This window comes from Pseudolabrys sp. Root1462, assembly GCF_001426945.1.
Taxonomy (GTDB): Bacteria; Pseudomonadota; Alphaproteobacteria; order Rhizobiales; family Xanthobacteraceae; genus Pseudolabrys.
On the sequence record NZ_LMFS01000001.1, the window covers coordinates 3365182 to 3377769 of the forward strand.

12 protein-coding genes are annotated in these 12588 nt (G+C 61.8%); 2 read left to right on the plus strand and 10 right to left on the minus strand.

Annotated elements, in window-relative coordinates; all coding sequences use genetic code 11:
• Positions 1 to 19: 19 nt before the first annotated feature.
• The 7 genes from frc to ASD45_RS16300 all read right to left on the minus strand — a co-directional run bounded on the left by frc (position 20) and on the right by ASD45_RS16300 (position 8917).
• Positions 20 to 1303 carry a formyl-CoA transferase gene (gene frc, locus ASD45_RS16270; protein WP_056912828.1) on the minus strand — a complete coding sequence of 428 codons (1284 nt, stop codon included), beginning with the start codon at positions 1301 to 1303 and terminating at the stop codon, positions 20 to 22.
• A 312-nt stretch (positions 1304 to 1615) separates the two neighbouring features.
• Positions 1616 to 3343: an oxalyl-CoA decarboxylase gene (oxc, locus tag ASD45_RS16275; protein ID WP_056912441.1), complete on the minus strand. Its 1728-nt coding sequence runs from the start codon at positions 3341 to 3343 to the stop codon at positions 1616 to 1618.
• An 81-nt stretch (positions 3344 to 3424) separates the two neighbouring features.
• Positions 3425 to 4186 (minus strand): GntR family transcriptional regulator, encoded by a 762-nt coding sequence (locus tag ASD45_RS16280; protein ID WP_056912442.1) that lies wholly within the window; start codon positions 4184 to 4186, stop codon positions 3425 to 3427.
• A 225-nt stretch (positions 4187 to 4411) separates the two neighbouring features.
• Positions 4412 to 5932: a tripartite tricarboxylate transporter permease gene (locus ASD45_RS16285; protein WP_056912443.1), complete on the minus strand. Its 1521-nt coding sequence runs from the start codon at positions 5930 to 5932 to the stop codon at positions 4412 to 4414.
• Between the two features lie 60 nt (positions 5933 to 5992).
• Positions 5993 to 6499, minus strand: coding sequence for a tripartite tricarboxylate transporter TctB family protein (locus ASD45_RS16290; RefSeq protein ID WP_056912444.1), 507 nt, complete (start codon positions 6497 to 6499; stop codon positions 5993 to 5995).
• A gap of 77 nt (positions 6500 to 6576) precedes the next feature.
• Complete coding sequence (locus ASD45_RS16295; protein ID WP_056912829.1) at positions 6577 to 7593, minus strand: tripartite tricarboxylate transporter substrate binding protein; 1017 nt, start codon at positions 7591 to 7593, stop codon at positions 6577 to 6579.
• Between the two features lie 406 nt (positions 7594 to 7999).
• Complete coding sequence (locus ASD45_RS16300; protein ID WP_156380894.1) at positions 8000 to 8917, minus strand: Crp/Fnr family transcriptional regulator; 918 nt, start codon at positions 8915 to 8917, stop codon at positions 8000 to 8002.
• A gap of 497 nt (positions 8918 to 9414) precedes the next feature.
• Between ASD45_RS16300 and ASD45_RS16305 the strand changes: the two genes are divergently transcribed.
• A complete protein-coding gene (locus ASD45_RS16305) occupies positions 9415 to 10002 on the plus strand; it encodes a response regulator (protein WP_056912446.1) in 588 nt (195 codons plus the stop codon).
• Positions 10002 to 10517, plus strand: a complete 516-nt coding sequence (locus tag ASD45_RS16310; RefSeq protein ID WP_056912447.1) for a hypothetical protein — start codon at positions 10002 to 10004, stop codon at positions 10515 to 10517. The genes ASD45_RS16305 and ASD45_RS16310 overlap by 1 nt, the downstream gene beginning before the upstream one ends.
• 78 nt (positions 10518 to 10595) lie before the next feature.
• Here the strand turns inward: ASD45_RS16310 and ASD45_RS16315 are convergent, their stop codons facing one another.
• The 3 genes from ASD45_RS16315 to ASD45_RS16325 are packed head-to-tail and all read right to left on the minus strand — an operon-like array spanning position 10596 to position 12549.
• Positions 10596 to 11672 (minus strand): DUF2336 domain-containing protein, encoded by a 1077-nt coding sequence (locus ASD45_RS16315; protein WP_056912448.1) that lies wholly within the window; start codon positions 11670 to 11672, stop codon positions 10596 to 10598.
• A 42-nt stretch (positions 11673 to 11714) separates the two neighbouring features.
• On the minus strand, positions 11715 to 12125 hold the full coding sequence (locus ASD45_RS16320; RefSeq protein WP_056912449.1) for a hypothetical protein: 411 nt from the start codon (positions 12123 to 12125) through the stop codon (positions 11715 to 11717).
• A 34-nt stretch (positions 12126 to 12159) separates the two neighbouring features.
• Positions 12160 to 12549, minus strand: coding sequence for a response regulator (locus tag ASD45_RS16325; protein WP_056912450.1), 390 nt, complete (start codon positions 12547 to 12549; stop codon positions 12160 to 12162).
• Between the last annotated feature and the right edge of the window lie 39 nt (positions 12550 to 12588).

Consider the following 12588-nt stretch of genomic DNA (forward strand, 5'->3'; position numbering starts at 1 on the left):
TTCGCGGAGCGACAGCTTCTTACGCCGCCTTTTCCTTCTTCTCCGGCGCGCTGAGAGCGCCGGAGTTCTTGATGTCGGCAATCTCGGCCGCCTTGAAGCCGAGCACGTCGGAGAGGATCTCGTCGGTGTGCTCGCCGAGCAGGGGCGAACGCTTCACTTCAGAAATCGAGTCCGACAGCTTGATCGGATTGCCGACGCTCAGATACTTGCCGCGGGTGGGGTGATCGACCTCGACCACCGTGCCGGTCTTGCGCAGCGACTGATCCTCGGCCAGTTCCTTCATCGACAGGATCGGACCGCACGGAATGTCGAACTTGTTGAGGATTTCCATGGCCTCGAACTTGGTCTTGGTCATGGTCCACTCTTCGATGCGCGCGAAGATCTGGTTGAGCTTCGGCAGCCGCGCCTTCGGCGTGGCGAATTCCGGATCGGTCTTCCAGCCCGGCTCGCCGATGACGTCGCAGATCTCGCCCCAGACCGGCGCCTGCGTGATGAAGTAGATGTAGGCGTTCGGGTCTTCCGGCGCGCCCTTGCACTTCAGGATGCGGCCGGGCTGGCCGCCGCCCGAGTCGTTGCCGGCGCGCGGCGTCGCGTCGCCGAACGGAATGCCCTCGCCGTACTGGGAATATTCGGTGAGCGGACCGTGCTTGAGGCGCTGCTGGTCGCGCAGCTTGACGCGGGCAAGGTTCAATACGCCGTCCTGCATGGCGCAGAGCACCTTTTGGCCGCGGCCGGTGCGGGTGCGCTGATAGAGCGCGGTAACGATGCCAAGCGCGAGGTGCAGGCCGGTGCCGCTGTCGCCGATTTGCGCGCCGGTCACGAGCGGCGGCCCATCGCGGAAGCCGGTGGTCGAGGCCGAGCCGCCGGTGCACTGCGCCACGTTCTCATAGACCTTGCAGTCCTCGTAGGGGCCCGGGCCGAAGCCCTTGACCGAAGCGACGATCATGCGCGGGTTGAGCTTGTGGATGTGCTCCCAGGTCAGGCCCATGCGGTCGAGCGCGCCGGGCGCGAAGTTCTCGACCAGCACGTCGCACTTCTTGATCAGCTCATCGAGCACGCGCTTGCCCTGCGGGTGCTTGGAGTCGATCGTGATCGAGCGCTTGTTGTGGTTGAGCATGGTGAAGTAGAGCGAGTCGGCCCCCTTCACATCGACCAACTGACCGCGGGTGATGTCGCCAACGCCGGGGCGCTCGACCTTGATGACGTCGGCGCCGAACCAGGCCAGCAACTGCGTGCAGGTCGGACCCGACTGCACGTGCGTGAAGTCGAGAATGCGCACGCCCTGCAGCGCCTTGCCGTCCATGCCGAACGGCTTCGACGATGGCTTGGGATAGGCGCCATTGCCGTTGGGCTTTTTGGCGGCGGGCTTGGCGCTCGCCTTCTTCGCAGCCGGCTTGGCCGCGGCTCTCGCCGCTTTGCGGGCGGGCTTTTTCGCCGCCGGTTTGGATTTGGCTTTCGCCTTCTGCTTCTTCTTGGCCATACTGTAGTCCTCCATCATGTCGGTCATTTCGGGGCTTCCAGCACGAGCTGGGAGAACCCGAAATCCAGAGCCGAAGCTCTGAGGTTGTTTGTGGGTTCCGGGTTCGCGCATTCACGCGCGCCGGAATGACGGTCGTTATTTCTTCTTCAACTGGCTCTGCGGGTTTAGATTGCCGATGCGACCGGACTCGCTGCCGGCGCCCGGATCGAGCACGGCGTTGATCAGGGTCGGCTTGCCGGAATCCATTGCCGCGTTAACGGCGCGCTTCAGTTCGTCCGGCGAGGTGGCGTTGATGCCGACGCCGCCGAAAGCCTCGATCATCTTGTCGTAGCGCGCACCCTTGACGAACACGGTGGTCGCCGGATCGTCGCTCGCCTTGTTGACGTCAGTGCCGCGATAGATGCCGTCATTGTTGAAGATGACGATGCAGACCGGAAGCTGGTAGCGGCAGATCGTCTCGATCTCCATGCCGGAGAAGCCGAAGGCCGAGTCGCCTTCGACGCACAGAACCGGATTGCCGGTCTCGACCGCGGCGGCGATGGCATAGCCCATGCCGATGCCCATGATGCCCCAGGTGCCGACATCAATGCGCTTGCGCGGCTTGTAGACGTCGATGATGCCGCGGGCGAGGTCGAGCGTGTTGGCGCCTTCGTTGACGAGCATCGCGTCGGGGCGCTCCTTCACGATGTTCTTCAGGACACCGAGAGCGCCGTGATAGTCCATCGGCACGTTGTTGTTCATCAGACGCGGCGCCATCTTGGCGACGTTGTCTTCGCGCTTCTTGCTGACCGCCGAAATCCAGTCGGCCGGCGGCGCCGGCCATTTCGACCCCATGCCGTCCAGCAGCGCGCTGACGCAGGAGCCGATGTCGCCGACCACGGGCGCGACGATCTCGACGTTGGAGTCCATTTCCTTCGGCTCGATATCGACCTGGATGAACTTCTTCGGGGCGTCGCCCCAGTTCTTGCCCTTGCCGTGCGACAGCAGCCAGTTGAGACGTGCGCCGATCAGCATGACGACGTCGGAGTCCTTCAGCACGGTCGAACGCGCCGCGCCGGCGCACTGCGGATGCGTGTCGGGCAACAAGCCTTTGGCCATCGACATCGGCAGGAACGGAATGCCGCTCTTTTCCACCAGTGCCTTCACCGCGTCGTCGGCCTGCGCATAAGCCGCGCCCTTGCCGAGGATGATGAGCGGGCGCTTGGCGCCCTTGAGCACGTCGAGCGCACGCTTGACAGCGTCGGGCGACGGGATTTGGGCCGGCGCCGGGTCGATCACCTTGACCAGCGACTTGCGGCCCTTTTCGGCGTCGATCACCTGGCCAAACAACTTGGCCGGCAGATCGAGATAGACGCCGCCGGGGCGGCCCGAGACGGCGGCGCGGATGGCGCGGGCGAGACCAATGCCGATGTCCTCGGCGTGTAGCACGCGATAGGCCGCCTTGCACAGCGGCTTGGCGATGGCGAGCTGGTCCATCTCCTCGTAATCGCCCTGCTGCAGATCGACGATCTCGCGCTCGGACGACCCGGAGATCAGGATCATCGGAAAGCAGTTGGTGGTGGCGTGCGCCAGCGCGGTGAGGCCGTTGAGGAAGCCCGGCGCCGAGACGGTTACGCAGACGCCCGGCTGCTTGGTCAGGAAGCCTGCGATCGAAGCCGCATAACCGGCGTTCTGCTCATGGCGGAACGACAGGACGCGGAGCCCCTCGGCCTGGGACATGCGCAGGAAGTCGGTAATCGGAATACCGGGAACGGCATAGAGCGTCTTGATGCCATTGAGCTTGAGCGCGTCAATGATCAGGTTGAAGCCGTCGGTCAGTTCCTGTTCGGTATCCGCCGCGCTTTTCACCGCTGCTTCAGCCATAGTTTCTACTCCCCTTCTTTCCTTGTGCTCGCCTGCCGCCGCTCACCCTGGGCGCGACGCGCGCATGTCAGTTTTTTGTGTTCAGTCGAGATAATCGGCAAATTTGGCGACGTGATCGGCAAGACCGAGCGCGTGATCGCGCACCAGTTGCTCGGCGCGCTTGGTGTCGCGCGCTTCCAGCGCTTCGATGATTGCCATATGATCCTTGATCGAACGGTCTGCGCGATCCTTTTCGCCGATAGTGGTGCGCCGGATCATGCGCATATGTGTGAACAGGTTGGCCGCCAGATCGATCAGCACGCTGTTCTTGCTGAGCCGGATGATGGTCTGGTGGAATTCGATGTTGGCGTCGGAATATTCGTCGAGATGGGCGCGCAGTTCGCCGTCGATGAAGGCGGCGAACATCTCGCGCAGGCCCTCGATCTCGTCGTCGGTCGCCGCGATGGTGATGAGGCGCGCGGCCATGCTCTCGAGCGCCGCCCAGGCCGTGATCATCTCGATCACTTCCTTCTTGGTCTTGCGCACCACATAGATGCCGCGGCGCGGCACGGAGCGCACGAAACCCTCGCTCTCGAGCTGCGCCATCGCCTCGCGCACCGGAGTGCGGCTGATGCCAAAGTCCTGCGCCAGCTTGCGCTCGTCGAGGCGGATCTCGTCGCGGCTGTGATAGACGTCCATCGCGACGATGGCGTTTTTTAACGCCGCGTACGCCTTGTGCTTGAAGCTCGGCGACTCCTCGATCGGCGGCAAGCTAGGCCGCTGCGCGGCTGCCGGCGTGCGCGCGGCGTTGCCGGCGCGGCTGCGCGGAGAAACGTTACGGGTACTGACGCCTTTGGTGCTCATGTGCGGCTTCTACCGTGCTGGTATACATAATGCCAGATGCTCGAAAGGACCGCAACCGCCGGGCAGAGCCCAGGAACCGCCGTCCCGCGGCATCAGGACTGCAAACCCGGTCCCGGCCCCCCTGTCCTGCCCCCCGAGATGGCCTGCCCTGGCCACAGGATGGCAGTTCAGAAGTCACGCGGGTTCCTCACTTCTCCACCGGCGCACTCATGTGTGCGCGCCGGACTATTCAGCAGGGTGCGGTTCGCCAGCCGAACCGCGCAGCTTCGTCCAGGCATTCTGAATGAGCGGCCAGAACAGCGCGATCAGACCGAGCGTCATGATCGTGGAGACGAGCGCGCTCGACCAGAACACGCTGAACGACCCTTGCGAGCCAAGCAGCGACTGACGGAATGATTCCTCCGCCTTATCGCCAAGCACGATGGCGAGCACCATCGGCGCCAACGGATAATTCGTCTTCTTCATCAGGTAGCCGGCGATGCCGAAGACGACCATCATGACGACGTCGAACGTATTGTTGTGCACGGTGTAGGCGCCAATGGCGCAGAACACGAGGATGATCGGCGCAATCACGCTGAACGGGATGCGCAGGATTGCGGCGAACATCGGCACGCAGGTCAGCACGATGATCAGGCCGACAATATTGCCCATGTACATCGACGCGATCAGGCCCCAGACGAAGTCCTTCTGTTCGGTGAACAGCAGCGGGCCGGGCTGAAGGCCCCAGATCAGGAGACCGCCGAGCAGCACAGCCGCGGTCGGCGAGCCGGGAACGCCGAGCGAGATCATCGGTAGCAGCGCCGCGGTGCCGGCGGCGTGCGCCGCGGTTTCCGGGGCCACGACGCCCTCGATCTCGCCAGTGCCGAAGAAGCGGCCGCGCTTAGAGATGCGCTTGGCGATGCCGTAGCTCATGAAGGACGCCGGCGTCGCGCCGGCCGGGCTGATGCCCATCCAGCAGCCGATCAGGCAGGAACGCAAAGACAGCATCCAATAGCGCGGCAGCTCGGCCCAGGTATTGAGCACCACTTTCATATTCAGCTTGGCGGACTTGCCACGAAACGACAGCCCCTCCTCCATGGTGAGGAGGATTTCACCGATGCCGAACAGACCGATAACCGCGATGAGGAAGTCGAAGCCGTTGAGCATCGATTCGAAGCCGAAGGTCAGACGCAATTGCCCGGTCATCTGGTCGAGGCCGACCGCGCCGAGGCCGAAGCCGAGCATCATCGACGCAATAGTCTTGAATGGCGGCTCCTTCGACAGGCCGACGAAGCTGCAGAAGGCCAGGAAGTAGACCGAGAAGATCTCGGGCGGGCCGAACTCGAGCGCAAAGCTTGCGACCAGCGGCGCGACCAGAGTGATGACGATGACGGCGAACAGCGCGCCGACGAACGAAGACGTAAAGGCCGCAGTCAGGGCTTCGCCGGCCTTGCCCTTCTGCGCCATAGGGTAACCGTCGAATGTCGTGGCCACCGACCATGGTTCGCCGGGAATATTGAACAGGATCGAGGTGATGGCGCCGCCGAACAGCGCCCCCCAGTAGATGCAGGACAGCATGATGATCGCCGATGTCGGCGACATCGAGAAGGTCAGCGGTAGCAAGATGGCGATGCCATTGGCGCCGCCGAGGCCGGGCAGCACGCCGACGATGACGCCGAGTACGATGCCGACCACCATCAGCAGGAGATTGTACGGCTGGGCGACTACCGCGAAGCCGTGAAACAGATTGCCGACGTCTTCAAGCATGACCGGGGTCTTTCGCCTTCACGAGATGAATTGTGTGCAAGCAGCGCTTGACGCGCACCTTTAGAATCCCAAGGCGGCTTCAAAGGGGCCCTTTGGCAACGGCACCAGGAACCAGATTTCGAAGGTGACGAAAGTGAAGATGGGCAGCCCGATCGCCACGGCCGCGACGATGAGCCAGTTGTACTTGCCGAACCAGCGCATGAAGAGGGCGATCAGGAGCGCGGACGCGACATAGATTCCGGTCGACGGGATGACCAGCGCATAGATCGCGGTCGGCACCAGAACCTGCATGACTTTGACGAGCTGGCTCCACGTCGCGAACACGCCACCGTCTTTGGCCTGCATCGCCGCCGAAGCGACGTTGAAGGCGCAAGAGATCAAAACGATCAAGCTGATGTAGAAGGGGAAGAATCCGGCGCGCGGACCTTCGGCGGCCCATCCGATCCCAACACGAAGGCTGCCGATGATGCCGATGATCGCAATGATCGCCATGGCGATCCCGACCCCGATCTCGGCCCCCCGCTGGGACGGTCCGGTCTCCGCGGCTTCGTTGACGCTATGGCTCATTCGTTCCTCGCCCTTGGTACGAAGGTGGCCGGCGCCGTCTGACGACGGCGCCGCGCCGTTGGCATCAGATCTTCGGATCAGTTGGTCTTGGCCATGAAGCCGGCTTCTTTCATGAGGCCTTCATGCAGCTTCTCGGCGTCCGCGACCCACTTGGCGTACTCGTCACCGGTCATGAAGGTCTGGTTGAAAGCGCCGTCGCTCATCAGCTTCTTCCACTCGGGCGTTTCGCGCACCTTCTTGAAGAGGTCGACGTAATAGGCCACCGCATCCGGGCTGACGCCCGGCGGCATGAAGTAGCCGCGCAGCATCACGTATTCGACGTCCAGACCGGCCGACTTGCAGGTCGGGATCGAGTCCCAGGCCAGGTCGCCGGCGATCTTGTCGTGGTAATCGAGCTTCTTGGAGTCGAAGACGCACAATGGACGGAGCTTGCCGGCACGCCAGTGCGCCACCGCCTCGATCGGGTTGTTGACCGACGAGTCGATGTGATTGCCGACAAGCTGCACGGCGACTTCGCCACCGCCTTTGTACGGGATGTAGGTCATCTTCTTGCCGGTCGCTTTCTGCAGCGCGACCGTGATGATTTGGTCTTCCTGCTTCGACCCAGTACCGCCCATCTTGAAGCTGTTGTCGGGCTTGGACTTGATGTCGTCGACATAGTCCTTGGCGGTCTTGTAAGGCTTGTCGGCGTTCACCCACAGGACAAATTCGTCGAGCGCCATCATGGCGACCGGCGTCATATCCTTCCAATTGAACGGAATGCCGGTGGCCATCGGCGTGGTGAATAGGTTCGACAGGGTGATGATCAGCTTGTGATCATTGCCCTTCGAATTCTTTACGTCGAGGAAGCCTTCGCCGCCGGCGCCGCCGGATTTATTGATCACCACCACAGACTGCTTGGACAGATTATGCTTGGTGATGATACCCTGCATGGCACGCGCCATCTGATCGGCACCGCCGCCCGTGCCTGCGGGCACAATGATTTCGATGGGGTGGCTCGGCTCCCAGGCTTGAGCCGGCAGAGCGGAGAGTGCGACTGCGCCGCTAGCGAAAGCGGCGGTACCGATCGTCAGAACTGTTTTGGCAACAGACATCGAAGCCTCCCTGTTGGTTTGTGCGTGGCCGATCTTGGCGCCGGCTGTATTATTTTCTGCAACGTTGATCGTCGCAGCCGGTTTTTTCTCTTGGCGTATATAATACATAATACCAATACAAAACTGGGCGCTCTGCAAGCGGAATCGACCCGGCACCGCGGGTGCAGGCGCAGCAAAGAACGCTGCAACGCAATAATGTCTGGATAAAACGTTCGAATGCGCGACCGATCCGTCTGGCCGTGCCGGAATTCCGGATGCGCGGCGAATGATTTAATTGCGCATCTATTTTCGGTACGTCACGCTGCTGCAACAAAACGCCGGCGGCCGCTAAAGCCGCCGGGTCTATCGTTTTCAGCCGCTGCCTCGGTGGCGGTTGCGGTCAATCGCTCCGCAGCCGGTCAACGCGTCATCGCCAGTCGGCGACCCGCTGCAATTCGCTGCCGTTCAAGATGGTGAGCGAACGACCGTTGATCTCGATCATGCCGGCGCGCTGCAATTCACCGAGAATTTTGCTGACATGAACCGGAGTCAACCCGGTCGCATCGGCAATGTGACGCTGCCGCAACGGGAAATCAAACGTCTGGGTGCGAACCAGCGAGCGTTTGGCGACCTTTTCCGACAGCCGCAAGATCAGGCGAGCAATGCGCTCGTCGGCGCGGCGGCGTCCAAGATCTAACGCCAATTGGTCGGCGCGCGCCTTGGCCTCGTTCCACAGGGTGAAGAGTCGTTCGAGGAGATCCGAGCGGCCGAACAGAAGCTCCTTGATCTCCTGACGCTTGAACTTGCGATAGGTCACTTCCGTGATCGCTTCGACCGTGTGACCGGAGAGGGGCGCCAGGAGGCTGCCGATAGAAACGATGTCGCCAGGCAACAGGAAGGAGATGACCTGCCGCCTGCCATCCGGCAGCGCAATCGATGACATCGCCCAGCCACTGCAGACGATCGGCACGAACTCCGACCATTCCTTCGGATGCTGGATCAACCTCCGCGCCGGGATCGTGTGCATCGTGCCCGAGACGGGCAAAGGTGCGACGCCGCCCACAGCGTCCTTCGACATGCCACCGCAAAGGAGATTGTAGGCAGGACACAGCGTACAGGCGGTATCGCAGGACACCGCGCACATGGCTGTCGAGTTGTTCTGTTCAGCGACCCTGAAGGACCCGCCGGATCCCGCCATCACTTCGGCGGCTATTTGGCCGGCGAGATAACTCGGCGTCTCCTGCTTCTGGGTATCCGGAGATGGTTTTTCGGCGATCTTTGTTGCCAGGCTAGTCACGTGTCGGGCACCCCGGTTAGCGGTAACGCGAGCATTACACGCAAGCACTACAACCGCGGATGGTCCTCTTCACAAATTAAACGCCGGCATCCGTAGCATTGCGACGCAAAAGCGAAGTTGAGATCGAATCACTTCTGTCAACTTCAACACGAACATACGGCTTCAACATATAGTGTACAGTAGAATTGCAATAACCTAGATTACTGGTCCCTACTGGCACACCGCAACTACAGTCAGACCCCGTGTAATGGCAATCCGGACGCAGTATTGCTGCAGCTGAGTTGTCCACGTCGGCGAATCACCCTCGCGGCCGGGTCAAGGTTCAGTCATGGCGGCTCGGGAGCATCGCGCCGTTTGTTATTCCAGATTGCCATTCTTATCGACGAAATGCGTTAACGAGGCGTTAGCCTGAATCGGCAAAATTGGGTGCGCTACCAAGATCCCGTAACGCAGGATTGGGCGATGGTTCGGCGCGAGCAGGCTGTGGGCTCCCAACCGATGCGCCGAACCGTGCGGCCGACCGTCCGATCGCCCCAAGGCCCGGAATGAAAAACTCCACGATCAATCTGCGCGACCTGATGATCCTCGTCGCGGATCCGAACTCGTATTTGCGGCGGGTCGTCAACGGCATGCTGCGCGGCTTCGGTGCCAACAAGGTCATGGAAGTCGATAACTCGACCGGGCTTTTTCAAGCGCTTTCGAGTCAAAAGGTCGACATCCTGTTATGCGACATGCGCCTGCCGCCGCACGGCGGGTTGAAGCTTACTCGCACGATCCGGCGCAATGCCGACAATGAAAATCGCACCATTCCGATCCTGCTGATGTCGAGCGACACCAGCGAGTCTACGGTTAAGAACGCGCGCGATGCCGGCGCAAATATTGTCGTTGCCAAACCAATGTCACCGAGCGGGCTTTATGATAGGCTCGGTTGGATCGTTTTCAATCCGCGACCTTTCGTCGACTGCGCGACTTACTTCGGACCGGATCGCCGCTTCAAGATCGAGGGCTATCCGGGTGGCGTCGGCCGTCGTAAGGGCGACAAGGAGATCGAGGTAGCGGCGGAGTCCGGTCCCTCGCTCGGTCAAGACGATATTGATAGTCTCTTTTCGAATGCACGTTCAGGACAAGACTGATGGCTAACAAGCAGGGCGACTCGGAAGCCACCATCTTCTTCGCCGATACGCGCTTCGAACGCATGGCGCGGCGGCCGGGCGGCGTTAGCCGCGAGGAAGCCATCGACCGTGCGCAGGGCGCCGTCGAAGAACTGAAGACCGATTTCACCGGCTGGATCGACGAGCAATACAGCGAGCTTAGCGACAGCCTTGCTGCCATCGCCAAGGACCCTGGCGACAAGGAAGCCCTGGAGCGCGCCCAACAGAAATGCGCCTATCTGCGCGACGTCGGCAGCACCATGGGTTACACACTGGTGACCTTCGTTGCCATGACCTTATGCGATATCCTTGACGCCTACATTGCGGGCGCGCCGTTCGACAAGAACGTGACCGACTGCCATATGGATGCGTTCCTGCTGGCGAGAACCGACGAATATCGCCACCGCCGCCCTGAAGATGTGCCGGAATTGGCTAACGGACTGCTGCGCGTCGTCGAGGTGGCGAGCATCGTGCCGCCCTCCGGCCCCAAAGACTGAAGCCGAAATTTCCGAGTAATATCGGTCGGTCGCATCCGCGGGGGCGTCCGGGGCAAACCTATTGCTCAGCCAGTTGCGTCAGACCTGGCGACGACTGCGCTGGAAGGCGATGACCTGCGCCGCGGTTTCCGGTTTCATCTTGTTGAAGATCGTCCGGCAGCTTTCGACAGTATCAGCGCCAAGCCCGCCGCGACCCGCGCAAAGCATGAGGATGGCGCGCGCGGTTGCCCAGGACATATTCATCGTCTTGGCGACCAGAAGGATCGGCTCGACGCGGTCGAGGACCATGGCCCGCTCGACGAGCGTAAACGGCAGATCGCCAAGCACCGAAAGCGCTACGGCCGTTTCCTCGAACTTGCCGGCGCGCGCGAACGCATCGATATCGCGCTCCGACAGGTTGCTGGAACGCTTCATGTTTTCGATCAGATCGCGAGCCGCGGTGTAGTCGCGCGACATCGCTGCCTGCTTCTGGATGTCGACCGCGACACGGTCGACCACAGCTTCGACGTGCGCGGCGATTTCCGGATGGGCGTTCTGCAGCGAGATGCGGACGGCTTTGGAAGCAGTGCTTAGCAGCCGCAGGAAGTGCTGACGGGGAATCTCCGGCCGCGAGCCAACCGTGCGCGCCAGTTCCTCGTCGCCCTCCGATCGTTTGACCAGCCGCAGGTAGCCAATGTTAGAGAACCGGGCGCCCTTGTTGCGCGCAACGTTGAGCGCGACATCGCGGTCGCCACGCTCGACCAGAACGTCGGTGACGGTCTCGGCGATCTCCCTGCGATTGGAGATGGCCATGAGATGCGGCTGGCTCTTGGTGCGGGCGGTTTCGACCAGGGACGCATTATCGATGCGCTCCGACTCGGTCAGCACCGGCCCGGCCACCGAGATATCGTCATCCAGGGCGAGGGTCCGGATGACGCCGGTCGGCGCATTCGCCACCGACTTCAGCCGCTCGGCCAGGGCCGCCCGGGCCGACGTTTCGATGTTGACCATGAGGTTCTGAAAGACCCCATCGAACATCGCGACATGGTCTTCAGAAAAATGGCTGGCGCCGAAGACGAAAAGATCCGTGACGCGCCGCAAGGTCTTGGCGCGTTTGTCGGCCGGACCATTGGTCAGAGCCTCTTCCAGTTCGGTGAGAAAAGCGTTGTTCGACATCAGACCCTCGCAACGGCTTTGGGCGCGACGACCGCAATGGCTTCAATAAAGAACATCGACGCCAACCTCCGCTGCCTCTTCCGGCGATACCTCGGGCAGCAACGGTTGATCTTCCGACGGCAGCAGCCGGTTGAGCAGACGTTCCTTGAGATCCGCGACCGTGATGCCGGAGATGACGTCATGGCCGAGCCGGAACCGCTCCTCGCCACTTTCCGGCGTCGCGGGATGAGCCTGCGCGTAGCGCGCCAGGGCGTCTCCGAGCGCTTCGAACTCCTGCTTGATGCGGTCGAAGCTCTGCAAGGTGACAACGGTGTCGCGATCCGGCTTGTTGCTCATGACGAAATCGGTGACGCGGCCCACTGTCTCGTCGAGCTGCAGGACGTTGTCGAGCAGCATCGCGGCAAGTACGGCCAGAAACGCGCTTACGTCGTTATCGGTGTATTCGACTGTCACTAGCCTTCCCCGGGTCTGTTCGACCGCCCGCCGGTTACGACAACTTGCCGATGACCTGCTCGATCTTGCCGCGCAGGATGGCCGACGTGAACGGTTTGACCAGGTAATTATTGACGCCCGCTTGCGCAGCTTTGACCACCAGTTCCCGGTCGCCGCGACCGGTGAGCATGATGAACGGCACTTTGCGAGCCACCGGATGTCCGCGCACCGCGCGCAGTAGGCCGAGGCCGTCCATTTCCGGCATGTTGTAATCCGAAATGATGAGGTCGAGCGGCTGCACGGCGGCCGTTTCCATGGCCTGGACGCCGTTTTCCGCCTCATGGATGTGACGGAAACCGATCTCTTCCAGCGCCATCCGGGTCATCTGCCGGACGCTGTTCTGGTCGTCCACGACGAGGACCTTGATTGCTCCTGCAACTGGCATTTTTCTTACTCCTTATGCGACCTGCACGACATCAGATGA